The sequence below is a fragment of the Amycolatopsis sp. A133 genome (assembly GCF_031082405.1).
GTDB lineage: Bacteria > Actinomycetota > Actinomycetes > Mycobacteriales > Pseudonocardiaceae > Amycolatopsis.
Genome location: NZ_JAVHJU010000001.1, coordinates 291,401 through 317,324, shown reverse-complemented (window position 1 = coordinate 317,324; position 25,924 = coordinate 291,401). Strand labels below are relative to the sequence as shown.

Here is a 25,924-nt window from a genome sequence, read left to right as displayed (position 1 = left end):
CGGGGATTGCTCCCCGGGGTTGAGCGCGCACCGGGTCCGGGGTTACTCTGGAAATTGTTCGAACAAGCGTTCGACATCTGGTGAGCGCGCACCGGTCGGGTGCCCGGTACCGGGACGGGGGAAGCGTCTCGGCACCGGGCCCTTGATCGGGCTCACCCCGCGCAGGAGGAGGGTCGTCATGTCCGTCAAGGTCGTGTCCCCCACGGATCCCGGGCAGCCCGAGCTGCCCATGTCGCTGCGCCCGCAGCCGGCCCCGGCCGGCACGCACCGCGGGCGGTCCCGGCAGTGCCTGACGGCCGGAGCGGAGCCCCGCCAGCGTTCATCGGCCTCGGGGACGGACTCCCGGCAGCCCCAGCTGCCGATTTCCCTGTGCACCTCGACCCCGGTCGCGGCAGAACCGCCGGAGTCCCGGCCGGCGGCAGCCGGTGCGGACGCGCCGCAGTCCCGGCCCGTGGTGGCGGGGAGCTTGGACCTGCCGATCGCTGCGGACTCCAGTCGGCCCCTGCCGTCTGTGGCTCGGGCTGCCGACACCGGCTCCGGCGAGTCCGAGCTGCCGATTCCGCCGCGTGTGTCGGTTCCGGCTCAGGAGCAGTCCCGGCCTGCGGTTGCCGACACCGGCTCCGGTGAGCCCGAGCTGCCCATCCCCGCGCAGTCCAGCTCGTCCGAGCCGAGCCCGTCCCCGGCTTCGGCCGCCGAAGCCGGCTCCGCGCTGCCGATGGCGCTGCGCCCGCCCGGTGCGGACTCCGCACAGTCGCAGCTGCCCATGTCGCTCCGGCCTCCCGCGTCTCCGGCCGCTGCCGGGCTGCTCGGCCAGGCGCGGCGCGGGCTGGCCGAGGCCGAGCGGGAATCCCGGCCCGCCGAACGCTTCATCGGCGCCTACCTCGCCGCCCTTCGGGGAGCCGCTGCCGTGCTGGCCGCGCGGGGGCGGCCGCACCGGGGGCGGGCCCGGCCCGCCAGCACCTGGGTGCTGCTCGACTCCGTGGCCCCCGAACTGCGGGAATGGTCTGCCTTCTTCGCCAGCAATTCGGCCGCGCGCGCCGCCGCGCAGGCCGGGATCACCGGGAAAGTCACCGCCGAGTCGGCCGAGGGGCTCCTCCGGGCCGCCACGTCGTTCCTCGAGCTCGTCCGCCGTCTCGTGCACGGCCTGCCGATCACCGGGGAAGCCCATGTCGCGTGAGCACGGCCCGGTCGACCAGGGGCGGTTGCTCACGGCGTTGGGAATCGAAGGCAGGCTGCTGGCCGAGGCCGTGCACGCGGCGCCGACCGAAGCGCCGGTGCCCGCCTGCCCCGGCTGGTCGCTCGGCGAGGTCGCCCGGCACGTCGGGAGCCTCTACCGGATGGTCCGGCGCCGGCTGACCGACGGCCGGAGCCCCGACGACTGGCCCCGCGACCCCGAGCCGGGCCAGAGCCTGCAGGCATTCCTGGAAACGGGCCTGACCGAACTGCTCGACGAGCTCGCCGCGCACGATCCGGAGGAGCGCGCCGACACCTGGTGGCCCGCGGACCGGACCTACGGGTTCTGGCGACGGCGGATGCTGCACGAGACCGTCGTCCACCGGGTGGACGTCGAACAGGCGGCAGGCGCCGAACCGCGTGGCGTGCCCGACGACGTCGCGATCGACGGCATCGACGAGGTCCTGACCCTGTGGTTCGGGCAGAAGCTGCCGATGCTCGGCCTGACCGGCACCAAAGCGGGCTCGGTCGGCGTCCGGGCCGGCGCGCACAGCTGGATCGCGCGGGCCGGACCCGTCACCACGGACGCCTGGCGCTGTTCGGCCGAGGAGGCCGAGGCCGCGGACGACGTCGTCACGGCCGGACCCGCGCAGATCTACCTGTGGCTCTGGGGCCGGGCGTCCCTGACCTCGGTGACCGTGCGCGGCGTGCACGACCAGGCGGCCCAGCTCTGGGCGCTGCTGCGGCTCGCGACCCGATGACCCGGCCGGTGGGGAAGCCGAACCGGAATCGTCGGAGGTGGCGGTTAGCCTGCGGCACATGTCTGCACGGCTGGTGAACCTGGTGATCGACGCAGCGCGGCCGAGGGTCCTGGCGGACTTCTGGGCCGCCCTGCTCGGCTGGCACGTCGCCGTCGAGGAGCCCGGCGAGGTCGACGTGCGCGCCCCGGGAACCGACGGCTGGGACCTCGACCTCGTTTTTGTGCCGGTACCCGAACCCAAGGAGGGCAAAAACCGCATCCACCTGGACCTGGCGAGCAAGACCCGCGCGCACCAGGCCGAGCTGGTGGCGCGCGCCTTGGAGCTGGGCGGCCGCCGGGTCGACTTGGGGCAGGGCGCGGTGCCGTGGGCGGTGCTGGCCGACCCGGAGGGCAACGAGTTCTGCGTCCTCGAACCCCGCGAGCGGTACGCGGACACCGGCGCGGTCGCGTCGATCCTGGTCGACGCCCACGCCCCGGAAGTCCTGGCGGACTTCTGGGCGCGGATCACCGGCTGGCCGGTCCAGGACCGCAAAGGCGGTGTCCTGGTGGGGCTGCGCGCGCCGTCCGGGCGGGGGCCGTGGCTGGAGTTCCTCCGCAACGACGACGTCAAGCGAGTCAAAAACCGCGTGCACCTCGACGTCGCGCCGCCGGCGGGCGCCGGGCACGCCGCGGCGGTGGCGGAGGTCGTCGCGGCCGGTGCGGCGCCGGTGGATCCGGGCGGTCCCGCGGTCCCGTGGCGCGTGCTGACGGACCCGGAGGGCAACGAGTTCTGCGTGCTGACCCCACGCTGACCCCGCACGCAGTGGTGTGCTGATCATGAACCGTCCCCTCGGGGGCGCGCGGATCCCGCCGGTCAGCGGCTCGCCGCCGGGCTTCGCGGACGGCCGGTGACGAGCGGTGGTCCGGCCGAGTGTTTCGCCGGCGTTGCCGGGGCGCGTCGAACGCTGACCTGCGCGAAACACCGGCGTCCTGGCGAGGCAACAACCCCGGGGCACCGTGGAGGCATGGAGACCTCCCGAGCGTTGACCCAGCAGAGCCGGACGGCCGTCGTCGAGGAGCCGGCCACGCCGTCGGCCTGGCGGGTGCGGATCCGGATGCACGACCACCCGGGCACCCTCGCCCGCATCGCGATCCGGCTCGCCGACCTCGAGTGCAACATCCTCGGGCTGTCCGTGCTGCCGGTGCCCGGCGGGGTGCTCGACGAGATCGTGCTGCGTCCGGCGACCGGCCTGCCCCGGCGGCACCTGGCCGACGCCATCCGCGCCGAGGGCTGCGAATGCACCGCGATCATCGACGCCGACGTCCACGAGCTGGTCGACCCGTCCGCGTCGACGCTGCTCGCGGCCCGCCGCGCGGTCGACGACCCGGCCCGCCTCGCCGAAGTGCTGAAGGACGTGCTGGCCGCGGACGTCGTCACGCTCGTCCCCGCCGCCGAGGCGAACCCGGCGCGCACGGAAAGCGGGCACCGCGCGGTGTTCGCGCTGGGCGGCGGCAGCGCGCTGGTGGCGCGCCGCCGGTGGGCGCCGTTCGTGCAGCTGGAGCTGACCCGCGCCGAAGCGCTGGTGACGTTGCTCGCGGCGGCGGCCCGCAACGCGGCCGGCCCCGTGGTCCTCGACCGCCCGGACGGCGCGGCGATCGTCCTGCGCAAGGGCGTCCCCGGCGACGCCGACGCGGTGGCCGAACTGCACCGCCGCTGCTCGATGGCCACGCTGTTCCGCCGCTACCACACGGGCGTGCGGACGGTGCCGCGCCGCCGGCTGCACCGGCTGCTGGTGCCCCCGCGCGGCACGAGCGTGCTCGCCGTCTTCGGCCGCGACGTGATCGGCCTGGCCCAGCTGATCCCGCTGCTCTCGGGCGGCGCCGAGATCTCACTGCTGGTGGAGGACGACTGGCAGCAGCAGGGAATCGGCACGGCGTTGCTGGCGCGGCTCGCGGTGCTCGCGGAGGCCCAGGGCATCACGGAGCTGTTCGCCGACTGCCTCGCGGGCGACGACATCCTGCCCCGCACCGCCGCCCGCGCCGGCCTGCGCACGGAACGCAGCGTCGAGGACGGCGCCCGGCTGAGGCTGTTCCTGCCCGCTTGAGCTCAGCGCTTCCAGAACCAGTCTTTCTCGCGCGCTTCACGCAGGGCGGACTTCTTGCGCTCGGCGGTGAGCCGGTCGAGGTAGAGAACACCGTCGAGGTGGTCGGTCTCGTGCTGCAGGCATTGGGCCAGCACGTCCTCGCCTTCGACCTCGATCGGCTCGTTGTGGACGTCGACGCCCCGGACCTTCGCGTGCTTCGCCCGCTTGGTGGGGAACCACAGCTCCGGCACCGACAGGCAGCCTTCGTTGATCTCGTGCGTCTCTTCGGACAGCTCGACGATCTCGGGGTTGACGACGTACCCGGTCAGCCCGGCGACGTCGTAGCTGAAAACGCGAAGCCCCACCCCGATCTGCGGGGCGGCCAGCCCGGCCCGCCCGGCGGGTTTCACCGAGTCGACCAGGTCCCGCACGAGCGCCTCGAGCTTCTCGTCGAACACGGTGACCGGATCGCAGACGGACTTGAGGATCGGATCGCCGAAATAGCGCAGTTCGCGCATCGCCATGAGCAGAACATCCTTCGTGCGTGTGGACTGGCAGCTTAGGCCAGCCCCGAACGCCGCTGCGCGGGAATCGGCAACCCGGCTCGGCGAACCGCTTCCGCTGCCGGGCGGGTGGAGCCGCGGGTGCTGTCGGCGAACCGCTTCCGCCGCCGGGCGGGTGGAGCCGCGGGCGCTGCCGGCGAACCGCTTCCGCCGCCGGGCGGGCTGAGCCGCGGGTGCTGCCGGGGAACCGCCCGGGCTCCCGATCCCGGTTCCGAGCGCGAGGTTTCCGCGAGGTGCGCCGGCCCGATCGGACCCGTCCGTGACGAGGCTGCGCCTCAAGCCCGCAAGCGCAGGCCCGAGGGCGTGGCCCGGAAGCCCGCCTCCTGCAGCACTTCCGCGAGCTCCGAGGTCAGCGCCTGCTCGCCGTCCGCGCGCTGGACCGACAGCTGACCCAGCCAGCCCTCGCGGACCGCGGCCGACAGGGCCTTGGCCGCCTCCGACAACGCCGGACGTTCTTCGGTGAAGCTCAGCAGTGATCGGCCTCCTCGTTCCACATAAAGTGCCGGTACCCCGTCGACCAGAACGGCCAATGCGCCGGCCTTGCGGGCCGGACGGTGTTTTGTGTCACCCGTCGCCGCCGGCCAGGGGAGGGCCGCGCCGTAGGGCTGGGCCGGGTCCGCCGCCGCCAGGACCACCGCCCGGCCCGGCGCCGGGCGGCCGGGGCCCGACAGCGCGCGCAGGCGGTCCACCGCGCCCTTCGCCGCGAACTGGGCCGCACCGAGGCCCTCCACCACGTAGCCGCGGATCACCTGGCCCGTGTCCTCCATGCCGCGGAGCACCTTGTAGATCCCGGAGAACCCGCCGGTGACGCGCTCGGTGTCGAGCGCGCCGCGGGTCAGGACGCCGTGGCGTTCCAGGAACGCCTCCGTCCGCGCGTGGGCGCGGCGGGTCGCGTCGGTTTCGCGGGGCGGGGTCAGCGCCCACCGGCCCGCGACCGTCGGCGGCCCGGACCGCGACGGCATCTGCGGCCGCCCCGCCCGCAGCCGCGCGTAGCGGCCGCGGGGCGCCTGACGCCGGGTTTTGTGCGCCCCGTGCCCGGCGACCTGGGCCCGCAACGGCCCCAGCGTGTCGCCCGTGACCAGCCCCGCCCAGACCAGGTCCCACAGCGCCGCCACCACTTCGGCGTCGCCGGGAGCCTTGTCCACCAGCACGGTCGCGCGGTCCACCAGCTGGCGGAAGAACAACGCGCCACCCTCCAAAGTGGACACGATTGCGTCGTGCAGCGGACCGGTCGGGATGTCCTCGACGACTTCGGGCAGCAGGAGGTCGGCCACGTCGGTCGGCGCGAGCGCGATCCAGCCGTCGCCACCGGACAGCGCGCCGCAACCCGCCCACGTGACCTCGCCCGCCGTCGTCAGCTCGTCCAGCAGGGCGGGGGAGTAGCCCGGCAGCCGCCCGGGCAGGATCAGCGACTCCACCGCACTCGCCGGCAACGGTGCCCCGGCGAGCTGCTCGACCACCGACAGCACGTCGTCCGCCGTCGGAGCCGCCCGGACGCGTCCGCCGAACCCGTGCCACGACGGCAGGAACCGGCCCAGCGCCGCCGGTTCGACCGGCTCGACTTCGGCCCGCAGCTTCGCCAGCGACGCCCGCCGCAGCCGCCGCAGCACGGCCGAATCGCAGTACTCGACCCCGGCGCCGTGGGTGTCCGGGTGCCCGACGGGGCTCAGCTCGCCGCGCACCAGACGGCCTTCCCCGGTCATCCGGTCGAGCACCCCGGTGACGACCGCCGTGCCGAGCCCGAACCGCGCGGCCGCGTCCGCCGCCGCGAACGGGCCCCGGCTGCGGGCGTACCGCGACAGCAGGTCCCCGAGCGGGTCCGCCACCGGTTCGGTGAACGCCTCGGGCACACCCACCGGCAGCGCGGTGCCCAGCGCGTCGCGCACCCGGCCGGCGTCCTCGATCGCCAGGAACCGTTCCGTGCCGCCGATCCGCACCCGGATCGCCCGCCGGGCCGCTTCCAGCTCGGTGAGCCAGCCGGCCTGGATCCCGCGCTCCGCGGCCTCCTCGACGGTCAGGTCGCCGAGGAACCGCAGCAGGTCGGCGGCGTCCTCGGCCGATCGCGCGTGCCGGTCGGGGTCGAGCCGCTGCAGCGACCGGGTGACCTCGGCGACGGCTTCGGGATCCAGCAGCTCCCGGATCGCCTCGGTGCCCAGCAGCTCGGCCAGCAGCGTCGAGTCCAGCGACAGCGCCGCCGCCCGCCGCTCGGCCAGCGGTGCGTCCGTCTCGTACAGGAACATCCCGATGTAGCCGAAGAGCAGGCTGCGCGCGAACGGCGACGCCGTCGGCGTCTCGACCTCCACCAGCCGGACCTTGCGGGCCCGGACGTCGGCCATCAGCTCGCGCAGGCCGCTGACGTCGTAGACGTCCTGCAGGACCTCTCGCATCGCCTCGAGCACGACCGGGAACCGCTCGTACTTCGCCGCGACCGACAGCAGCTGTGACGCGCGTTGCCGCTGCTGCCACAACGGAGTCCGGCGCCGCGGGTCCCGGCGCGGCAGCAGCAGCGACCGCGCCGCGCACTCCCGGAACCGTGCCGAGAACACGGCCGAGCCGCCGACCTCGGCGACGATCAGCTGCTCCACCTCTTCGGGATCGAGCAGGATGTCGTCCGCGCCGATCGTGATGTCACCGCCGTCGGCGTCCAGCGCGTCCGGCAGCCGCAGGACGATGCCGTCGTCGGAGTGCGCCACCTGCGCGTCCACCCCGCGGTTTTCCCGCAGCCGCGCGGCGATCGCGAGGGCCCACGGCGCGTTCACCTGCGCGCCGAACGGCGAGTGCACGATGATCCGCCAATCGCCGAGCTCGTCGCGGTAGCGCTCCAGCAGGATCGTCCGGTCGTTCGGGACGTGCCGGGTGGCGGCCTTCTGCTCGGCCAGGTAGGCGAGGAGGTTGTCGCACGCCCGCTCGTCCAGCCCGGCGGCCTCGGCCCGCTCTCGCGCCTTCGTGTCGTCCGAAGTGGACAGTTCGCGGACGAACTTCCCCAGCGCCCGGCCGAGTTCCAGCGGGCGGCCCGGGGCGTCGCCCTTCCAGAACGGCATCCGCGCCGGCTCGCCCGGGGCGGGCACCACGATGACGCGGTCGTGCGTGATGTCGGTGATCCGCCACGACGACGTGCCGAGCAGGATGGTGTCGCCGACCCGCGACTCGTACACCATCTCCTCGTCGAACTCGCCGACGCGCGAACCGGGCTTGTCGTCCGCGCCCGGCGTCATCACGGTGAACAGGCCGCGGTCCGGGATCGTGCCACCGGAGGTCACGGCCAGCCGCTGCGAGCCGGGCCGCCCGCGCAGCTCGCCGCTGATGCGGTCCCACGTGATCCGCGCCCGCAGCTCGCCGAACTCCTCGCTCGGGTAGCGGCCCGCGAGCATGTCGAGCACCGCGTGCAGGGCGTCGTCCGGCAGCGCGGCGAAGGGGGCCGCCCGCCGGACCAGCGACGCCAGGTCCGGCACCGTCCACGGCTCCAGCGCCACCATGGCGACGACGTGCTGCGCCAGGACGTCCAGGGGGTTGCGCGGGTAGCGGACCGCCTCGATCGCCCCGCTCGCCATCCGTTCCGCGACGACCGCGCAGGAGACGAGGTCCCCCCGGAACTTCGGGAACATCACCCCGGACGAGATCGCGCCGACCTGGTGCCCGGCCCGGCCGACCCGCTGGAGCCCGGAGGCCACCGTCGGCGGTGCCTCGATCTGCACCACCAGGTCGACCGCGCCCATGTCGATGCCCAGCTCCAGCGACGAGGTGGCCACCACACACGGCAGCTGCCCGGACTTGAGCGCCTCTTCGACGTGCGTGCGCTGCTCCCGCGACATCGACCCGTGGTGGGCCCGGGCGATCACCGGCGCCGCGCCGGTGGTCACCCCCGACTGCCCGACGGCCTCCGCCGGGAACGCGTCGGCCGGGGCGAGCTCCGTCTGCTCGGCGGCCAGCTCGTTCAGCCGAGCCGTGAGCCGCTCGGTGAGCCGGCGCGAGTTGGCGAAGACGATGGTCGAGCGGTGCGCGCGGATCAGGGTCAGCACCCGCTCCTCGACCGCCGGCCAGATCGACGGCCGCTGCACCGGGTTGCCGGCCGTCTCTCCCGAACCGGGGTCGGAGTCTCCCGGCGGGAACGCCTCGGTCAACGACTCCAGTGAATCCAGGGGATCCAGCGACTTCAGCGACTCCAGCGCGTCCAGCGGGCTCGGCGCCGGACCCCTGCGGGGGGCGTCGAGGTTGCTCATGTCGTCGACCGGGACCTCGACCCGCACCTCGATGGTCTTCGCCAGCTTCGGCTGGACCACGCGCACCGGGCGGCCGCCGGCCAGGAACGCGCTCACCTCGTCGATCGGGCGGACCGTCGCCGACAGGCCGATCCGCTGCGCGGGCTTCGGCAACAGTGAGTCCAGCCGCTCCAGCGAGAGCGCCAGGTGCGCGCCGCGCTTGCCGCCGGCGACCGCGTGCACCTCGTCGACGATCACGGTCTCGACGCCGCGCAGCGACTCCCGCGCCGACGACGTGAGGATCAGGAACAGCGACTCCGGGGTGGTCACCAGCACGTCCGGCGGGGTCTTGCCGAACGCGCGGCGCTCGGCCGCGGTGGTGTCGCCGGTGCGCATGCCCACTTCGATCCCGGGCACCGGCAGCCCGAGCCGGCGGCTGGCCTGCGAGATGCCGGCGAGCGGGGCCCGCAGGTTCCGCTGGACGTCGACCGCCAGGGCCTTCAGCGGCGAGACGTAGAGGATCCGGCAGCGTTTCGTCGCTTCCGCCGGCGGTGGCTCCACCGAGAGCCGGTCCAGCGCCCAGAGGAACGCAGACAGCGTCTTGCCGGACCCGGTCGGCGCGACGACGAGGGCGTGCTCACCCGCGTGCGCCGCCCGCCAAGCCCCTTCCTGAGCCGCGGTGGGCGCGGCGAAGGCCCCCGCGAACCAGTCCCGGGTCGCGGGCGAGAAGAGGTCGAGAACGTCAGTTGCCACGTCGTCCATGATGCGCGGCACCCCCGACAGTTTCCGGCGCTCCGGCGAGCAGCACGCCTCCGCTCTCGGCGAACGGCGCGAACTGGACGTCGACTCCCGTGCGGTCGGTGACCAGCCGGAACTCGCGGTCCAGCGGCGTCCAGTAGGGAAAAGGTGCCTGGCCCAGCTGGGAATGGTCGGCCAGCACGTACGCCTCGGCGCCCGCGTGGAGCATGGCGTGCTTGACCACCGACTGCTCCAGTGACGGGCAGCACAGCCCGCGCCCGGCCACCAGGCCGTCCGCGCCCAAGAACACCCGATCGGGTGAGATGTGCCGCAGTTGCGCGAGCACGCTCTCGCCGAGGATCGCTTCGTCCGGGTGCCGCAGCCGGCCGCCGAGGACGATCAGGTCGATGCCGGCGAACCCGGCGAGCTCGCGGATCGCGTTGACGCCGTTCGTGACCACGGTCAGCCCCTCGCGGTGGGCGAGGTGGCGGGCCAGCCTGCCGGTGATCGTGCCGGCGTCGAGCAGCACCACTTCGCCGTCCTGGACGAGCGTGGCGGCTTCCCGGGCGATGGCGTCCTTCGCCGCCGCGTGCTCGCGGTCCTTCTCGAGCGGGCTGCGTTCGGTGTCGAGCGCGCCGCCGTAGGTGCGGACGACGTGCCCGGCGCCGGCGAGCGACGCGAGGTCGCGGCGGATCGTCGACTCCGAGACGCCGAACTCCTCGGCGAGCTCCGCGATGCCACCCGAGCCGTCGCGGACGGCTTCGAGCAGCATCGCCCGCCGGTCACGGGTTCCTGGTCGCGGCTGGGACATGCGCCAAGCCTTCCACAGTGAAGGGTTTCAGCCCGAAGAACGCCAGCCCGGCGGCCACGGCGAGGAACGCGGCCAGCACGACGAACCCGGTGGTCGTGGTGCCGGTGACGTCGGTGAGCCAGCCCACCAGGTAGGGGCCGGCGAAGCCGCCGAGGTTGCCCAGCGCGTTGATCAGGCCCATCGCCACGGCCACCACCTCGAGGCCGAGGACCCGGCTGGGGATGGCCCAGAACGGCCCGTACGGCATGTAGACGCCGGTGGCCACGACGCAGAGCAGCACCAGCTGCCCGACCGCCGGCCAGTGCACGAGGTTGCCCAGCAGCAGCCCGGCGATCGCGACGAGCAGCGGCACCGTGACCGCGAGCCGCCGGTTGCCGGTCCGGTCCGACCAGTGCGCGCACGCGACCATCCCGGCCAGCGCCAGCACGTACGGGATGGCCGACAGGAAGCCGACGGACGTCGCCGAGCCGCCCGTCATCGTCTTCACGACGCTCGGCAGCCACAAGGAGAAGCCGTAGAAGCCGGTGATCCAGAAGAAGTAGACGCCGACCAGCAGCAGCACCTGGCGGTTCGCCAGCGCCTGCCGGTAGCCCGTTTTTCGGGGGTCCGGGTGGCGAAGCCCCCGGCCCGAGGCGAAGCCCCGGTTGTCACAGCCCTGCTCGGCGAAGGCCGGCTTCGCGTCTTCTTCGGCTTGCAGGGTGGATTCGAGGTACTCGCGTTCGGCCGCGGAGATCCACCGGGCCTGCGCCGGCCGGTCGGCCACCGCGAACCACCAGACGACCGCCCACAGCAGCGGCGGCAGCCCCTGCAGGACGAACACCCAGCGCCAGGACATGTGGTCGAGCATGAACCCGGACAGCGGCGACATGAGGATCGCCGAAATCGGCAGGCACGTCATCCACAACGCGTTGGCCCGGGCTCGTTCCGCCTGCGGGAACCACGACGCCAGCAGGATCAGCACCGCCGGCCAGACCCCGCCCTCGAACAGCCCCAGCAGCAGCCGGGCCAGGTGCAGCTCGGTCTCGTTCCGCACCAAGCCGCAGAGGACGGCCGCGACCGCCCAGGCGATCATCAGCAGCACCACCGTCTTGCGGGCGCTCCACTTCGCCGCCAGCACCGCCGCGGGGATCTGCAGCACCAGGTAGCCGACGAAGAAGATGCCGCTCGCCAGCCCCTTCGCGCCGGCGGACAAGGGGAAGTCGTCGCCGATGTAGGGCAGGATCACCGCGACGTTCGTGCGGTCGAGGTAGGCCAGCATGTACATGACCACCGCGACCGGGATGACGTACGCCCAGCGCTTGCCGGGGATCACCGGACCCCCGGTGGGTAGATGGCGGGCAGTTTCCGCGCGTACGGAGCCAGGTTCGCCGCCGCTTTGAACGCCGCCCGCATGGTGCCGTGCGACGCCCGGCCGGTGCCGGCGATGTCGAACGCCGTGCCGTGGTCGACCGAGGTGCGCAGGATCGGCAGGCCGACCGTCACCGACACCGTGCCGTCGAAGTCGTACGTCTTCGACGCGATGTGCCCCTGGTCGTGGTAGAGCGAGAGGACCCCGTCGAACCGGCCCTGGATCCCTTGGTGGAACACGGAATCCGCGGGGATCGGGCCGACCACGTCCAGCCCGGCCACCCGCGCGGCGGCGACCGCCGGGGCGATCGCGATGATCTCCTCGTCGCCGAACTTGCCGTTTTCCCCGCCGTGCGGGTTGAGCGCTGCCACGGCCAGCCTCGGTTTTTCCGTGCCGAACACCTCCAGCGCGGTGTAGGCCTCTCGGATCGCGTATTCGATGTTCTCCCGGGTGATCTGGTTGATCGCTTCGCGCAGGGAAAGGTGCCGCGTGGCGAAGAAGATCTTCAGCCCGGAGACCCAGAACATCGTGTTGAACCGGGTCGACCCGGTCAGCTCGCCGAGCATCTCGGTGTGCCCGAGGTGCTGCGAGCCCGCCTCCCAGATGGCCTCCTTGTTGATCGGCGCGGTCACGATCGCGTCGACCTCGCCGGCCAGCGCCAGCCGGGTGGCGACCTCGATCGCGCCGACCGCCGCGGCGCCCGCGGTCGCGTTGACCTCGCCCCACGGCAGGTCTTCGGTGACGACGCCGAGGTTGAGCACGTCGATCACGCCGGTGGTGAAGCGCGCGTCGGCGACCGTGGCGATCGGGTTGATCTCCAGGTGCAGGCCCAGGTGCCGGACCAGGCGTTCCAGCACGATCGCGTCGCCCACCGCCACCCCGTGCGCCATCTGCAGGGCTTCGGGCTCGGCGAGGGTCTTCAGGGTGATCTCCGGGCCGATGCCCACGGGGTCGCCGAGGGTGACGGCGAGGACGGGGAGGTCGCTCACGGGTTCTTCCTTCCGGTGGCTGGTGTCCGGGATTGGGGTCCGGGTCGAGGGGAGGTGGCTGATGGGTTCTTCGCCGCGCGGTGGCTCAGAGGAACGGCGGCCTTGCCGTCCTGGAAGCCCCGGGCCGCCGATGCGGATTTGCTGCGGTGCGCCGCCCGCTGTTACCCCGGCGGCTTGGCACGGTCATTCGGATTCCTTCCGGTGGCCAGGACGTGTCGAGGTGTTCCAGGCGGGCGACCGCGCCGTCGCGCCCGCCGATCAGGCTGCCCTTCGTGGCGAAGGGCAGCCCGGCGTGCGGGCCGCCGGACAGACGGCCGGTGACCGCCAGGGGCAGTACTCGCCGCCGGTGGCGTAGAGCCCGCCGATCCGGTGGGTGCCGAGCACCAGCCGGGCGGCCTCCTACGAGCTCGACGGCCTCCCGCACCGCCCGGGTGGCGTGTGGTGGCGAGGCGTGCCGGGTACCCACGTTCACCGCCAGCGCGTTCACGGAAACCGCGCGCAGCCCGAAGCGGGCGTACAGCGCGCCGGTCGCATTGCTGCCGGTCAGGTCGTTCCCGAGGACGAGCAGCTTCGGCACCGACCCTCCCTTCCTGCGTGATTCGAGCAACTGAGTTGACCGAACTGTGCAACTATCGTGCACCTTGATCACCGCCCGCGTCAAGGAGCAGTGACTTTCCCGGGTCTGCACGCACGGTGACCGTGCGCATGGCAGCATCACCGCGAGCGCCGTCGAGGCGTGTTCGCGCGAAAGGCGGAGTGCTGTGCGGATCCTGTCCGTGGACCTCGGGACGTCCAACACCGTCGCCGTGCTTTCGGCGCACGGGAGGCCGCCCCGGGTCGTCGAGGTGGACGGCTCGGCCAACATGCCGTCGGCGGTGTTCGCCACCGAAGAGGGCACGATCATGGTCGGCCGCGACGCCGAGCGCCGCGCCCGGCTCGACCCGACGCGCTTCGAGCCGAACCCCAAGCGCCGCATCGACGAGCAGACCCTGCTGCTCGGCACCGACGTCGTCCCGGTCACCGACGCGCTGGCCGCCATCCTGCGCCGCGTGCTGGAAGAGACCTCCCGCCAGCTCGGCGGCGAACAGCCCGACGAAGTCCGGCTGACCCACCCCGCGCAGTGGGGCCAGACCCGCCGCAACGTGCTGATGTCCGCCGCGCGGCTCGCCGGGATGGGCCCGAACATCCTGCTGGTGCCCGAGCCGGTCGCCGCGGCGGCGCACTTCGCGTCGTTCCCCGGCAAGTCCCTCGCGCCCGGGCAGGCGCTCGCCGTCTACGACCTCGGCGCGGGCACCTTCGACGTCGCCGTCGTCGGCGCCACGCAGAACGGGTTCACCGTGCTTGCCGAGGACGGCCTGCCCGACCTCGGCGGCCTCGACGTCGACCAGGCGCTGATGGTGCACGTCGGGCGCGAGGTCTCGCACTCCGACCCGCAGCGCTGGCAGCGGCTGCTGCGCCCGGAGTCCACCGCCGACCGGCGCACCCGGCGCGCGCTGCAGGAAGACGTCAAGGCGGCCAAGGAGGCGCTGTCGCGGCACCCGCAGACCGAGGTGCCGATGCCCGAGCCGTTCAAGGACGTCCTGGTCACCCGCGGCGAGCTGGAAGGCCTGGTCCGGCCGGCGATGCTGCGCAGCGTCGAACTGCTGGCGCGGACGCTGCGCTCGTCCGGGCTGACCCCGGACCGGCTGGCCGGCATCTACCTCGTCGGCGGGTCGAGCAGGCTGCCGCTGGTCGGCACCATGATCGCGGAGAAGCTCGGTGTCGTGCCGGGCAGCCTCGACCAGCCGGAGACCGCCGTCGCGCTCGGCGCGCAGCACGTGGCCCGCGACGGCCTGGGCGCGCGGACGCAGCACGTCGAAGGGGCGGTGGCCGCGGGGGCCCCGCACCGCCCGCAGTACGCGCCGCCACCGCCGCCGCAGTACCCGGGGTACGCGCCGTCGAACTTCCCGCCCAGCGGACCGCAGCCGGTGCCGTCGAACTTCCCCTCCTATTCGCCCGCGCCGGAGAAGGCCGAGCCGAAGGCGGGCGGCAAGAAGAAGCTGCTGATCGGGATCGCGGCCGCGGTCGTCGTGGTGCTCGCGGCGGGCCTGACCGTCTTCCTCACGTCGTCGTCCTCGGTGCCGACCTACACCGCGGACCAGTGCAAGACGCCGGGCCAGGCCGACGCCAAGGGCCTCACCGGCTGCCTGCGCCAGCTCGCCGGGAAGATCGCCGACACCGGCGACTGCAAGCCGGGCATGGGCAACGGCCCGGCGGCGCCGGCGCAACGCCTCGGTGCCGCCTCGACCTGCTCCGCGCCGGGCCGGGCGGGCACCCAGGTGACCTACGTCCACGGGGACGACGCCGACGCGCTCAAGCAGTACACCGACGGCCTGCTCGCCTCGGCGGGCGGCGACCGCACCGAGGCCGACTGGGGCGGCAACGGCCTCAAGGGGCGCTACTCCTCGGCGGCGGGCAAAACGTCGGCGGTGCTCGTGTTCACGGTGGCGGACCGGCCGCTGGCGGGGTTCATCTACCAGCTGAACACGAGCGACCAGGCCCAGGTGACGACGCCGGGCACGCTGGCCGACTACTTCGAGGCGAGCGTCCAGCCCGGGGAGTAGCGAACGGGCCGTTCGCGCCCGCCGGTTAGAGTGGGCCCGATGCGGATCACGGTTTTCCGGCGGCTGATGGCCGACGAGTTCGGCCCCGGGCGGGCCCAGGTGCTGGCCAGGGACCACGTCCTGAGCGGGCTCGGCGGGCGCACCATCGACCAGGCGCTGACCGCGGGAATTCCGGCGAAGGAGATCTGGCGCGAGGTCTGCGACGCCTTCGACGTCCCGGCGGAACGCCGCTGACCTGCGGCAACACCGGCGGCGCCGACTCGGGCGGGCGAAAACCCTACCGCAAGGGTGTGTCGCTGCCGGCCTCGAACAGGTGTTCGTCTAAGGTGTTGTCCACATCGGGTCCAGCGATCCACAGATTGGGCGCCGCGCCTGGAATTGTCGGTCCCCGCCGCTAGCGTCGGACCGGACAGCTGAAGAACCGACACAGAGAGCCCTCGACGGGGCTCCGACCAGCGAGGTGGACTTCCATGCCTGCAGCACCCGACAAGGACAAGGCGCTCGAGCTCGCGCTCGCGCAGATCGACAAGCAGTACGGCAAGGGCTCGGTGATGCGCCTCGGCGAGGACACCCGGCCACCCATCGCCGTGATCCCCACCGGCTCGATCGCCCTCGACGTCGCCCTCGGCATCGGCGGGCTGCCCCGCGGCCGGGTCATCGAGGTCTACGGGCCGGAGTCTTCCGGTAAGACCACGGTCGCCCTGCACGCGGTGGCGAACGCGCAGCGCAACGGCGGCATCGCGGCGTTCATCGACGCGGAGCACGCGCTGGACCCGGACTACGCCCAGAAGCTCGGCGTCGACACCGACGCGCTGCTCGTCTCCCAGCCGGACACCGGTGAGCAGGCGCTGGAGATCGCGGACATGCTGATCCGCTCCGGCGCGCTCGACATCCTGGTCATCGACTCCGTGGCCGCGCTCGTGCCCCGCGCCGAGATCGAGGGCGAGATGGGTGACTCGCACGTCGGCCTCCAGGCCCGGCTGATGAGCCAGGCGCTGCGCAAGATGACCGGTGCGATGAACAACTCCGGCACCACCGCGATCTTCATCAACCAGCTGCGCGAGAAGATCGGCGTCATGTTCGGCTCCCCGGAGACCACCACCGGTGGCAAGGCGCTGAAGTTCTACGCGTCGGTCCGCCTGGACGTGCGCCGCATCGAGACGATGAAGGACGGCGGCGAGGCGGTCGGCAACCGCACCCGCGTCAAGGTCGTCAAGAACAAGATGGCCCCGCCCTTCAAGCAGGCCGAGTTCGACATCCTGTACGGCCACGGCATCTCCCGCGAGGGTTCGCTCATCGACATGGGGGTCGAACAGGGCATCCTGCGCAAGTCCGGCGCCTGGTACACCTACGAGGGCGACCAGCTCGGCCAGGGCAAGGAGAACGCGCGGAAGTTCATGCGCGACAACCCGGACATCGCCAACGAGATCGAGAAGCGGATCAAGGAGAAGCTCGGCATCGGCCCGCAGCTCGACGCGGATGCCGTCGAGGCCGTGCCGGCGCCGGTCGACTTCTGAGATCCGGAGCCCGCGTGATCGTGGCGGGTTCGTGACGAACGAGGAGTGACTCAGGTGGCCAGGGCGCCGAAGGTGCCGCCGGCCGAGCTTCCTCCTGAGGAGCGGTACAAGAAGGCCAAGGAGATCTGCTTCGATCTCCTGGCCGCTCGTCCGCGCACCCGGGAAGAGCTGCGGCAGGCGCTGCACCGCAAGGGGTTCGACGAGGAAACCAGCCAGACCCTGCTCGGCAAGCTCGACCGGGCGGGGCTGGTCAACGACGCGGAGTTCGCGGAACTGTGGGTCAAGTCCCGCCACGCGAACCAGGGCCTGTCCCGCACCGCGCTGGTGGCCGAGCTGCGGCGCAAAGGCGTCGACGACGAGGTCGCCGTGCAGGCCGCGGGCGAGGTCGACCGCGAGTCCGAGGAGCAGATGGCCAGGGAACTGGTCCGCAAGCGCCTCGGCTCGCTCGGCAACGTCGACGAGCAGACAGCCCTGCGGCGGCTGCTCGGCTTCCTGGCGCGCAAGGGCTACCCGCAGGGGCTGGCGTACACCGTGATCAGGGAGGAACTCCGCGAGTACGGCGCGGAGTCCACCCTGCTCGACGACGCCGTCATCGACTGACCGGCGCCCGCCTTCCCCGGCCGCGTGGGCCGGGGTGCGAAGCCGGTCAGTGGCGGACTTCGCCCACCTGGCGCCGCGTGCGGCGTTCCAGGCCGGCCGGTGGGAAGCCCGCGCCGGGACGGCGGGCGGTGGGCACCCGGCGGTCCGAGCGGTGCTTGCGGACGGCCAGCAACAACACCGCGAGCAGCGCCATCACCACACACGTCACGATGGCCGTCAGCACCAGGAACGCGTTCAGCTGCCCGGCTGCCAGGTACGCGCCCAGTGCCACCGCGACCACGGCGCACACCGCTCGGTCCACAATGGACTCCATGGACAGGAGGGTCGCACGGTACCGGGAATCCGGGATGGAGTCGTTCAGCAGCTGCTTCTGGACCGGGAACGCGATCCCCGTCGCCACCGCGAACACGCACAGCAGCACCACCGCCGGGAAGGAGCCGACGAACACGATCACCCCGAGGCACAGCGCCATCACGATCGTCAGCGTGAACACCGAACCCACCGGGCCGATCGCGCGGCGGAGCCGATGGGGGCGGGCCGCGCCCAGTGCTTCGAAGACCGCCATCGCGGCCAGGACGGCGCCGTACCAGTTCACCGACAGCGCCTTCGCCTCCAGGATCGGCTGGAACAGGTTCACCTGGCAGATCCGCACCAGCGTGACCATCGCGATGCCCTGCACCATCAGCAGCGCCAGCCACCGGGACGACCGCAGCGCCGACAGCGCGCCGCCGACTCCCGCGAGCAGCGACGCCGTCTTGCCGGTCACGCGGCGGCCACCGGGGATCGGCGGGAGCCGGCACGCGAACATGAGCGCGATACCCGCGTTGATCGCCGTCAGCCAGTACGGGGAAGGGAAGCTCCACGCCATCAGCAGGCCGATGACCGGCCAGAGCCCGATCTTGCCGACCAGGCTGTACGCGCGGCCGACGCCTTCCACGCGCAGGTAGTGTTCCCCCGCCCCGGAAGCGTGCAGGTACTCGTACAGGTACGCACTCTGCGCGCCGGACACCAGCGAGCGGGCCAAGGCGATCAGGACGAAGTGCACCAGGAAACCGGTGTACGAGCCCAGGAACACCGGCACCAGGTTCGCCGCCACCAGCACGCCGGCGCCCGCCGCGAGCGAGGTGCGGTAGTCGAAGCGGTCGGCGATCATCCCGGTCGGGATTTCCAGCAGGCAGAACACGAGGTAGTAGATGCTCTGAATGCCGAAGATCTCGCCGTCGGACAGCCCGATGAGCTTCTGGTAGGAGTAGAAGATCGGCACCCACAGCAGCAGGCCGAAGAAGAACTGGAACCCGTAGGTCAGCCGGACGGCGCGCTGGACGTCGGGTTTCGCGGGCAGACGGAGGCCCAGCATGATCGTGTGTCTCCCGGGAAGTCAGGCCGGATAGGGGCGCAGCTGCACGAGACGATTCGCTCCTGCAGCTGGTTGGCCGGCTTGAACAGCAGCGGCAGCGACGGGTCGACCGGCATCATGTCGACCTCGACCGTCTCCAGCAAAAGCATCTGCGGATGCCGGGCGGGAATGCCGAGCATGAACCGGCGGTCCGGTGCGTGGGAGAAGATTTTGTTGTGCGCGTCGATCTCGGCGCGCACGCGTTCTTCCCCGACGCCGAGGATCTCTTCGCCGATATAGATCGCGTGAAAGGAATGTCGCGCGCGGTTCAGGAAGTAGATCTTCGCCGACGAGTGCGGCAACCGTCTCGGGCGCAGGACTGGGCGCGACCACGCTGGTCAGGGACACGAATTCTCCTCGCTGGAATAGCGAGGGGGAACGATAACAGGCCGGTAAACAACCCACCCGGACGGCCGGTTGCGCCATTCAGCGGACGGCGTCGGTTCCCATGACCGCCGCCACACCCGCTCGGAGCACCGTTCCAGCGCACTGGAACGGTGCTCCCGGAATGCGGACGCCTATTCCGCCGTTCGGGTGCGGCACCGACTTGGGGTGATCTCCGCTACAGCGCCGCGGCCTCGGCGGCCAGCTTCTCGATCGTCGCGAAGTCGCGGGTGGCGAGCGGGGCCGTCAGCCACGAGCCGCCGATGCAGCCGACGTTCGGCAGGGCCAGGTACGAAGGCGCCGAGGCGACCGTGATCCCGCCGGTGGGGCAGAAGCGCAGCGACGGCAGCGGACCCGCGATCGACTTCAGGTACGCCACCCCGCCGCTGGCCTCGGCCGGGAAGAACTTCAACGCCGAAAGCCCGCGCTCGGCCAGCCGCATCGCCTCGGACACGGTGCTCGCGCCGGGCAGGAACGGCAGCCCGGACTCGAAGCACGCGTCGACGACCGCGTCCGTGCAGCCCGGCGTCACGAGGAACTTCGCGCCCGCGTCGGCCGCCTGCTTCGCCTGGTCCGGCGAAGTGACGGTGCCGGCGCCGATGACGATGTCCGGCACCTCCGCGGCGACGCGTTCGATCGCCGCCAGCGCCGCCGGGGTGCGCAGGGTCAGCTCGATGACCCCGATCCCGCCGGCGAGCAGGGCCCGGGCCGTGGGCACCGCGTCGTCGGCGTCGTCGATCACCACGACGGGCATCACGGGGGACAGCTCGAGCAGGTCCTGACCGGTGGTCACTGACCAACCTCCTGGGTTTCCAACGAGTGCGTAGGGATACCGAAGTGCTCCGGAGTGAGCCCGCCGAACACCGATGCGCCCTGGTCGGCGGGGCCGACGGCACGGCGCAACGCGGCGAACAGCTCCCGGCCGGTGCCGGTCCAGGATGCTTCGGACGGGGGTGCGTCCACAAGCGCACGGCGGGCGAGTTCTTCGTCACCGACGAACACGTCGACGGTGCCCGCGGCCGCATCGAGCCGGACGACGTCGCCGTCCGCAACGCGGGCGATCGGGCCGCCCGCCGCGGCTTCCGGCGTCACCTGGATCGCGGCCGGGATCTTGCCCGACGCGCCCGACATCCGGCCGTCGGTGAGCAGCGCCACCCGGTGCCCGCGGTCCATCAGCACGCCCAGCGCCGGCGTCAGGCCGTGCAGCTCGGGCATGCCGTTGGCCTGCGGGCCCTGCTGCCGGATCACCACGACGACGTCGCGGTCCAGCTCGCCGGCCTTGAACGCGGCCGTGAAGCCCTCCTGCGTGGTGAACACCCGCGCCGGCGCCTGGACGACGCGGTGCTCGGGCGCCACCGCGGACACCTTGACCACCGCGCGGCCGAGGTTGCCCTCGACCATCCGCAGGCCGCCGTCCGCGGCGAACGGCCGCCACGCCGGGCGCAGGACGTCTTCGTCGAGGCTGCGGGTGGGCACGTCCCGCCAGACCAGCTCGCCGTCGGAGAGGATCGGCTCGGCGCGGTAGCGGTGCAGCCCGAACCCGGCCACCGTGTGGACGTCTTCGTGCAGCAGCCCCGCGTCGAGCAGCGTGCCGACCAGGAACTGGATGCCGCCGGCGGCGTGGAAGTGGTTGATGTCCGCGCTGCCGTTCGGGTAGACCCGCGCCAGCAGCGGCACGACGGCCGAGAGGTCGGAGAAGTCGTCCCAGGTCAGCTGGATGCCCGCGGCCGCGGCGATGGCGACCAGGTGCATCGTGTGGTTGGTCGAGCCGCCCGTGGCGAGCAGCGCGACGACACCGTTGACGAACGCCTTCTCGTCGAGGATCCGCGAGACCGGCGTGTACTCCTCGCCGCGGGACAACGCGACGGCCCGCCGCCCGGCTTCTTCGGTCAGCGCGCGCCGCAACGGCGATCCCGGCTGGACGAAGCTGGCGCCCGGCAGGTGCAGGCCCATCACCTCGACGACCATCTGGTTGGAGTTGGCGGTGCCGTAGAAGGTGCAGGTGCCGGCCGAGTGGTACGACGCCGCTTCGGCGTCGAGGAGGTCTTCGCGGGTCGCGAGGCCTTCGGCGTACAGCTGCCGGATGCGGGCCTTCTCCTTGTTCGGCAGCCCGGAGTTCATCGGCCCCGCGGGCACGAGGATGGCCGGGAGGTGCCCGAACGACAGGGCGCCGATCAGCAGCCCGGGCACGATCTTGTCGCACACCCCGAGCAGCAGCGACGCGTCGAACATGTCGTGCGACAGCGCGATCGCCGTCGACATCGCGATGACCTCGCGGCTGAACAGCGACAGCTCCATCCCCGCGCGGCCCTGCGTGATGCCGTCGCACATGGCCGGGACGCCGCCGGCGAACTGGGCGACACCCCCGGCCGAGCGCACGGACTTCTTCAGCCACGCCGGGTACTCCTGCATCGGCTGGTGCGCCGAGAGCAGGTCGTTGTAGGACGACACGATCGCGACGCCGGGGGCGCGCGCGGCCCGCAGCGCTTCCTTGTCGACGCCGTCCATCGCGGCGAAACCGTGGGCGAGGTTGCTGCACGCGAGGCCGCGGCGGACCGGGCCTTCGGCGTGCGCGGCGGCCGTGCGGTCGAGGTAGGCCGTGCGCGCGGCGGCACTGCGCGCGGCGATGCGGGCGGTGACTTCGGCGACGACCGGGTGCAACGATGGGGTGGGGACGGTGCTCATGTCCGGCTCCGGATCACTGGTGTGTGGTGGTCCGCGGGACGGCAGCGCTGGCGCCTCTGGGTCGTGACTCTGGCCACACTACCTGCCGCGAACTGCGAATCAAAATCGATTCAGAAGATCGTCCCCCGTGAGCCCGGTCACGCTTCTCCTTGGCTAATGTGCTACTTGTCACACTGCACTACGCGCGGCAGAGTCGGTACTGGCGAGTTGATCGCCGGCCGGCCCCGCCGGCCCCCACCGACCCGGGAGGCATGATGTCCACCTCCGAAATCGCCGAGCTGCGGCGAACCATCGGCCAGCTCCGGCAGTGCGTCGGCGCACTGCGCTCCCGCTACGGCGACGCGTCGGCGGTGCGCCGGCTCGCCAACGACGTCGAGCGCCTCGACATCGACCTCGCGGACCTCGACGGCGTGCCCCTCGCGGTGCCCGCCCAGGCGAAGGCCGCGGAACGCGTCCCCGTTCCCGACACGCCCTACGACCCGGCGCTCTGGCACGGCGCCGACGACGAAGGCGTCGGCGGCTACAAGCGCGACCAGCGGTGAGCGCACCCGCTGACAACGGCGTCGGCACCGGCGTCCGGGCCCCCAAGCGGGCCCGGATCGCCGAGCGCACCCTCCGCACGGACCGGTGGTGGCTCCAGCCGCTGCTGACCGTGCTCGGACTGACGGCGTTCATCGTCTACGCGACGGTCCGGTCGTTCGTGCGCACCGCGTACTGGGTGCCCGACTACCACTACCTGACGCCGTTCTACTCGCCGTGCCTGTCCACGTCCTGCGTCGAGGGCTCGAGCCACTTCGGCCACTGGTTCGGCGACCTGCCCGGGTTCGTCCCGCTCGGCTTCGTCGTGCTGCCGTTCCTCCTCGGGTTCCGCCTGACCTGCTACTACTACCGCAAGGCCTACTACCGGTCGGTGTGGTTCTCCCCGCCCGCCTGCGCCGTCGCGGAACCGCACGCCAAGTACACCGGCGAGACGCGGCTGCCGCTGATCATCCAGAACGTCCACCGCTACTTCTTCTACGTGGCGCTGATCGTCTCGCTGGTCAACACCTACGACGCGATCACGGCGTTCCACGGCAAGACCGGCGGATTCGGCTTCGGGCTGGGCAACATCATCCTGCTCGCCAACGTGATCCTGCTCTGGGCCTACACGCTGTCCTGCCACTCCTGCCGGCACGTGACCGGCGGCAGGCTGAAGCACTTCTCCAAGCATCCGGTGCGCTACTGGATCTGGACGCAGGTCACGAAACTCAACACCCGCCACATGACGCTGGCCTGGACGACGCTCGGCACGCTGGTGCTGACCGACTTCTACGTCATGCTCGTGGCCAGTGGCGCGATCTCGGACCTGAGATTCGTCAACTAGCGCCCCGCTCTCCCAACAACAGACGTCCCCAGTTCCGAGGTGGAATCTCTTCATGACCGAGGTCGAACGGCACAGCTACGACGTGGTGGTGATCGGTGCCGGTGGCGCCGGTCTGCGCGCCGTGATCGAAGCCCGCGAACGCGGCTTCCGCGTCGCCGTCGTGTGCAAGTCCCTGTTCGGCAAGGCGCACACGGTGATGGCCGAGGGCGGGTGCGCCGCCTCGATGGGCAACGCGAACTCGAACGACAACTGGCAGGTCCACTTCCGCGACACCATGCGCGGCGGGAAGTTCCTCAACAACTGGCGGATGGCGGAGCTGCACGCCAAGGAGGCACCGGACCGCGTCTGGGAGCTCGAGACGTACGGCGCGCTGTTCGACCGCACCGCCGACGGCCGGATCAGCCAGCGCAACTTCGGCGGGCACACCTACCCGCGGCTGGCGCACGTCGGCGACCGCACCGGGCTCGAGCTCATCCGCACGATGCAGCAGAAGATCGTTTCGCTGCAGCAGGAGGACTTCGCCGAGACCGGCGACTACGAGGCGAAGATCAAGGTCTTCGCCGAGTGCACGGTCACCGAGCTGCTCACCACCGAGGGGAAGATCGCCGGCGCGTTCGGCTACTGGCGCGAAAGCGGGCGGTTCATCCTCTTCGAGGCGCCCGCGGTCGTGCTCGCCACCGGCGGCATCGGCAAGTCGTTCAAGGTCACGTCGAACTCGTGGGAGTACACCGGTGACGGCCACGCGCTGGCCCTGCGGGCGGGCGCGAAGCTGATCAACATGGAGTTCGTCCAGTTCCACCCGACCGGGATGGTCTGGCCGCCGAGCGTCAAGGGCATCCTCGTCACCGAGGGTGTGCGCGGTGACGGTGGCGTGCTCAAGAACTCCGACGGCAAGCGGTTCATGTTCGAGTACGTGCCCGAGGTCTTCAAGGGCCAGTACGCCGAAAGCGAAGAGGAAGCCGACCGCTGGTACACCGACGCGGACAACAACCGGCGCACGCCGGACCTGCTGCCCCGCGACGAGGTGGCCCGCGCGATCAACTCCGAGGTCAAGGAGGGCCGCGGCTCCCCGCATGGCGGCGTCTTCCTCGACATCGCCAGCCGGCTGCCCGCCGAGGAGATCCGCAAGCGGCTGCCGTCGATGTACCACCAGTTCAAGGAGCTGGCGGACGTCGACATCACCGCGGAGCCGATGGAAGTCGGCCCGACCTGCCACTACGTCATGGGCGGCATCGAGGTCGACCCGGACACGGCCGCGGCGAGCGTGCCCGGCCTGTTCGCGGCCGGCGAGTGCTCGGGCGGCATGCACGGCTCCAACCGGCTCGGCGGCAACTCGCTGTCCGACCTGCTGGTGTTCGGCCGCCGCGCCGGCCTCGGCGCCGCCGAGTACGTGCAGGGCCTGGACGGCAGGCCCGTCGTGCTCGAGTCCGATGTGGACGCCGCGGCGAAGATGGCGCTCGCGCCGTTCGACCCGCCCGAGGGCACCACGGCCGAGAACCCGTACACCCTGCACACCGAGCTGCAGCAGTCGATGAACGACCTGGTCGGCATCATCCGCAAGGCCGGGGAGATCGAGCAGGCGCTGACGAAGCTGGCCGAGCTGCGCCAGCGGATCCTGCGCGTCACCGTCGAAGGGCACCGGCAGTTCAACCCCGGCTGGCACCTCGCGATCGACCTGCGCAACATGCTGATGGTCAGCGAATGCGTCGCGAAGGCCGCGCTGATGCGGACCGAAAGCCGCGGCGGGCACACCCGGGACGACTACCCGGGCCTGGACGCCCAGTGGCGCAACAAGCTCCTCGTGTGTTCGGCCTCCCCGGGCGAAAACCCGGTGGTGCCGGACGTCGGCGTCGAGGTGAAGGAGCAGGTGCCGCTGCGGCAGGACCTGCTGGAGCTGTTCGAGTTCGGTGAACTCGGGAAGTACTACACCGATCCGGAGCTCGAGACGCACCCCGGGAGCAAGGCATGAGCTACAAGGCGAGTTTCCGCGTCTGGCGCGGCGACGACACCGGCGGTGGGCTGCAGGACTTCACCGTGGAGGTGAACGAGGGCGAGGTCGTCCTCGACATCATCCACCGGCTGCAGGCCACCCAGGCGTCGGACCTCGCCGTGCGGTGGAACTGCAAGGCGGGCAAGTGCGGCTCGTGCTCGGCGGAGATCAACGGCCGCCCGCGCCTGCTGTGCATGACGCGGATGTCGACGTTCACCGAGGAAGAGGTCATCACGGTGACGCCGATGCGGACGTTCCCGGTGATCCGCGACCTCGTCACCGACGTGTCGTTCAACTACACGAAGGCACGCGAGATCCCGTCGTTCACCCCGCCGGCGGACCTCAAGCCGGGCGAGTACCGGATGCAGCAGGTGGACGTCGAGCGGTCGCAGGAATTCCGCAAGTGCATCGAGTGCTTCCTGTGCCAGAACACCTGCCACGTGGTGCGCGACCACGAGGAGAACAAGGAAGCGTTCGCCGGGCCGCGGTACCTGATGCGCATCGCCGAGCTGGAGATGCACCCGCTCGACGTCGCGGACCGCCGTGACGCCGCGCAGGACGAGCACGGCCTCGGGTACTGCAACATCACCAAGTGCTGTTCCGAGGTGTGCCCGGAGGGCATCCACATCACCGACAACGCGCTGATCCCGATGAAGGAGCGCGTCGCGGACCGCAAGTACGACCCGATCGTGTGGCTGGGCAACAAGCTCTTCCGCCGGGACAAGTGACGGGCCCCACCTGG

General features: G+C 71.9%; 22 protein-coding genes. 12 read left to right on the top strand and 10 right to left on the bottom strand.

The window, feature by feature from the left end:
- The first annotated feature begins 178 nt into the window (after window positions 1-178).
- The 4 genes from Q5425_RS01530 to Q5425_RS01515 all read left to right on the top strand — a co-directional run bounded on the left by Q5425_RS01530 (window position 179) and on the right by Q5425_RS01515 (window position 4,017).
- Entirely contained in the window at window positions 179-1,177 is a 999-nt protein-coding gene (locus tag Q5425_RS01530) for an SAV_6107 family HEPN domain-containing protein (protein ID WP_308670209.1), read from the top strand.
- The gene (locus tag Q5425_RS01525; protein WP_308670208.1) at window positions 1,167-1,934 is read left to right on the top strand and encodes a maleylpyruvate isomerase family mycothiol-dependent enzyme; all 768 of its coding nucleotides are present in this window, start codon (window positions 1,167-1,169) and stop codon (window positions 1,932-1,934) included. The genes Q5425_RS01530 and Q5425_RS01525 overlap by 11 nt, the downstream gene beginning before the upstream one ends.
- Window positions 1,935-1,992: 58 nt before the next feature.
- The gene (locus tag Q5425_RS01520; protein ID WP_308670207.1) at window positions 1,993-2,724 is read left to right on the top strand and encodes a VOC family protein; all 732 of its coding nucleotides are present in this window, start codon (window positions 1,993-1,995) and stop codon (window positions 2,722-2,724) included.
- A 231-nt stretch (window positions 2,725-2,955) separates the two neighbouring features.
- Window positions 2,956-4,017, top strand: a complete 1,062-nt coding sequence (locus tag Q5425_RS01515) for a GNAT family N-acetyltransferase (protein WP_308670290.1) — start codon at window positions 2,956-2,958, stop codon at window positions 4,015-4,017.
- A gap of 2 nt (window positions 4,018-4,019) precedes the next feature.
- Here the strand turns inward: Q5425_RS01515 and def are convergent, their stop codons facing one another.
- The 6 genes from def to Q5425_RS01485 form a co-directional block, all read right to left on the bottom strand.
- Window positions 4,020-4,520 carry a peptide deformylase gene (gene def, locus Q5425_RS01510; RefSeq protein WP_308670206.1) on the bottom strand — a complete coding sequence of 167 codons (501 nt, stop codon included), beginning with the start codon at window positions 4,518-4,520 and terminating at the stop codon, window positions 4,020-4,022.
- Between the two features lie 314 nt (window positions 4,521-4,834).
- Complete coding sequence (locus Q5425_RS01505) at window positions 4,835-9,520, bottom strand: DEAD/DEAH box helicase (RefSeq protein ID WP_308670205.1); 4,686 nt, start codon at window positions 9,518-9,520, stop codon at window positions 4,835-4,837.
- Entirely contained in the window at window positions 9,501-10,307 is an 807-nt protein-coding gene (locus Q5425_RS01500; RefSeq protein WP_308670204.1) for a DeoR/GlpR family DNA-binding transcription regulator, read from the bottom strand. Before Q5425_RS01500 ends, Q5425_RS01505 begins: the two co-directional genes overlap by 20 nt.
- On the bottom strand, window positions 10,279-11,619 hold the full coding sequence (locus Q5425_RS01495) for an MFS transporter (protein ID WP_308670203.1): 1,341 nt from the start codon (window positions 11,617-11,619) through the stop codon (window positions 10,279-10,281). The genes Q5425_RS01500 and Q5425_RS01495 overlap by 29 nt, the downstream gene beginning before the upstream one ends.
- A complete protein-coding gene (gene pdxA, locus Q5425_RS01490; RefSeq protein ID WP_308670202.1) occupies window positions 11,616-12,644 on the bottom strand; it encodes a 4-hydroxythreonine-4-phosphate dehydrogenase PdxA in 1,029 nt (342 codons plus the stop codon). Before pdxA ends, Q5425_RS01495 begins: the two co-directional genes overlap by 4 nt.
- Window positions 12,645-12,729: 85 nt before the next feature.
- Window positions 12,730-13,221 (bottom strand): four-carbon acid sugar kinase family protein, encoded by a 492-nt coding sequence (locus Q5425_RS01485; protein ID WP_308670201.1) that lies wholly within the window; start codon window positions 13,219-13,221, stop codon window positions 12,730-12,732.
- Between the two features lie 184 nt (window positions 13,222-13,405).
- On the opposite strand from Q5425_RS01485, the gene Q5425_RS01480 reads away from it, so the two are divergent.
- The 4 genes from Q5425_RS01480 to Q5425_RS01465 all read left to right on the top strand — a co-directional run bounded on the left by Q5425_RS01480 (window position 13,406) and on the right by Q5425_RS01465 (window position 17,364).
- Complete coding sequence (locus Q5425_RS01480; protein WP_308670200.1) at window positions 13,406-15,247, top strand: Hsp70 family protein; 1,842 nt, start codon at window positions 13,406-13,408, stop codon at window positions 15,245-15,247.
- Window positions 15,248-15,286: 39 nt separating this feature from the next.
- The gene (locus tag Q5425_RS01475; RefSeq protein WP_308670199.1) at window positions 15,287-15,481 is read left to right on the top strand and encodes a DUF3046 domain-containing protein; all 195 of its coding nucleotides are present in this window, start codon (window positions 15,287-15,289) and stop codon (window positions 15,479-15,481) included.
- A gap of 236 nt (window positions 15,482-15,717) precedes the next feature.
- A complete protein-coding gene (gene recA, locus Q5425_RS01470; RefSeq protein WP_308670198.1) occupies window positions 15,718-16,764 on the top strand; it encodes a recombinase RecA in 1,047 nt (348 codons plus the stop codon).
- A gap of 72 nt (window positions 16,765-16,836) precedes the next feature.
- Window positions 16,837-17,364 (top strand): regulatory protein RecX, encoded by a 528-nt coding sequence (locus tag Q5425_RS01465; RefSeq protein ID WP_308670289.1) that lies wholly within the window; start codon window positions 16,837-16,839, stop codon window positions 17,362-17,364.
- A gap of 46 nt (window positions 17,365-17,410) precedes the next feature.
- Here the strand turns inward: Q5425_RS01465 and Q5425_RS01460 are convergent, their stop codons facing one another.
- The 4 genes from Q5425_RS01460 to edd all read right to left on the bottom strand — a co-directional run bounded on the left by Q5425_RS01460 (window position 17,411) and on the right by edd (window position 21,829).
- Window positions 17,411-18,721: an MFS transporter gene (locus Q5425_RS01460; protein ID WP_308670197.1), complete on the bottom strand. Its 1,311-nt coding sequence runs from the start codon at window positions 18,719-18,721 to the stop codon at window positions 17,411-17,413.
- Window positions 18,667-19,062 carry a hypothetical protein gene (locus Q5425_RS01455; RefSeq protein WP_308670196.1) on the bottom strand — a complete coding sequence of 132 codons (396 nt, stop codon included), beginning with the start codon at window positions 19,060-19,062 and terminating at the stop codon, window positions 18,667-18,669. Before Q5425_RS01455 ends, Q5425_RS01460 begins: the two co-directional genes overlap by 55 nt.
- A 260-nt stretch (window positions 19,063-19,322) precedes the next feature.
- Complete coding sequence (gene eda / locus Q5425_RS01450; protein WP_308670195.1) at window positions 19,323-19,937, bottom strand: bifunctional 4-hydroxy-2-oxoglutarate aldolase/2-dehydro-3-deoxy-phosphogluconate aldolase; 615 nt, start codon at window positions 19,935-19,937, stop codon at window positions 19,323-19,325.
- Window positions 19,934-21,829, bottom strand: a complete 1,896-nt coding sequence (gene edd, locus Q5425_RS01445; protein WP_308670194.1) for a phosphogluconate dehydratase — start codon at window positions 21,827-21,829, stop codon at window positions 19,934-19,936. Before edd ends, eda begins: the two co-directional genes overlap by 4 nt.
- A 254-nt stretch (window positions 21,830-22,083) precedes the next feature.
- Between edd and Q5425_RS01440 the strand changes: the two genes are divergently transcribed.
- Genes Q5425_RS01440 through Q5425_RS01425 form a run of 4 tightly spaced genes read left to right on the top strand, consistent with a single transcriptional unit; the run spans window position 22,084 to window position 25,910 of the window.
- On the top strand, window positions 22,084-22,371 hold the full coding sequence (locus Q5425_RS01440; protein ID WP_308670193.1) for a hypothetical protein: 288 nt from the start codon (window positions 22,084-22,086) through the stop codon (window positions 22,369-22,371).
- The gene (locus Q5425_RS01435; RefSeq protein ID WP_308670192.1) at window positions 22,368-23,192 is read left to right on the top strand and encodes a hypothetical protein; all 825 of its coding nucleotides are present in this window, start codon (window positions 22,368-22,370) and stop codon (window positions 23,190-23,192) included. Before Q5425_RS01440 ends, Q5425_RS01435 begins: the two co-directional genes overlap by 4 nt.
- Window positions 23,193-23,244: 52 nt before the next feature.
- A complete protein-coding gene (locus Q5425_RS01430) occupies window positions 23,245-25,161 on the top strand; it encodes a fumarate reductase/succinate dehydrogenase flavoprotein subunit (RefSeq protein WP_308670191.1) in 1,917 nt (638 codons plus the stop codon).
- Window positions 25,158-25,910 (top strand): succinate dehydrogenase/fumarate reductase iron-sulfur subunit, encoded by a 753-nt coding sequence (locus Q5425_RS01425; protein ID WP_308670190.1) that lies wholly within the window; start codon window positions 25,158-25,160, stop codon window positions 25,908-25,910. Before Q5425_RS01430 ends, Q5425_RS01425 begins: the two co-directional genes overlap by 4 nt.
- The last annotated feature ends 14 nt before the right edge of the window (window positions 25,911-25,924 follow it).

Bases quoted from the DNA above. Each gene is read 5' to 3' on its own strand.
- Q5425_RS01530 (WP_308670209.1), top strand. From the start codon at position 179: ATGTCCGTCAAGGTCGTGTCCCCCACGGATCCCGGGCAGCCCGAGCTG.
- Q5425_RS01525 (WP_308670208.1), top strand. From the start codon at position 1,167: ATGTCGCGTGAGCACGGCCCGGTCGACCAGGGGCGGTTGCTCACGGCG.
- Q5425_RS01520 (WP_308670207.1), top strand. From the start codon at position 1,993: ATGTCTGCACGGCTGGTGAACCTGGTGATCGACGCAGCGCGGCCGAGG.
- def (WP_308670206.1), bottom strand. From the start codon at position 4,520: ATGGCGATGCGCGAACTGCGCTATTTCGGCGATCCGATCCTCAAGTCC.
- Q5425_RS01505 (WP_308670205.1), bottom strand. From the start codon at position 9,520: ATGGACGACGTGGCAACTGACGTTCTCGACCTCTTCTCGCCCGCGACC.
- Q5425_RS01500 (WP_308670204.1), bottom strand. From the start codon at position 10,307: ATGTCCCAGCCGCGACCAGGAACCCGTGACCGGCGGGCGATGCTGCTC.
- Q5425_RS01475 (WP_308670199.1), top strand. From the start codon at position 15,287: ATGCGGATCACGGTTTTCCGGCGGCTGATGGCCGACGAGTTCGGCCCC.
- recA (WP_308670198.1), top strand. From the start codon at position 15,718: ATGCCTGCAGCACCCGACAAGGACAAGGCGCTCGAGCTCGCGCTCGCG.
- Q5425_RS01460 (WP_308670197.1), bottom strand. From the start codon at position 18,721: ATGCTGGGCCTCCGTCTGCCCGCGAAACCCGACGTCCAGCGCGCCGTC.
- edd (WP_308670194.1), bottom strand. From the start codon at position 21,829: ATGAGCACCGTCCCCACCCCATCGTTGCACCCGGTCGTCGCCGAAGTC.
- Q5425_RS01440 (WP_308670193.1), top strand. From the start codon at position 22,084: ATGTCCACCTCCGAAATCGCCGAGCTGCGGCGAACCATCGGCCAGCTC.
- Q5425_RS01430 (WP_308670191.1), top strand. From the start codon at position 23,245: ATGACCGAGGTCGAACGGCACAGCTACGACGTGGTGGTGATCGGTGCC.
- Q5425_RS01425 (WP_308670190.1), top strand. From the start codon at position 25,158: ATGAGCTACAAGGCGAGTTTCCGCGTCTGGCGCGGCGACGACACCGGC.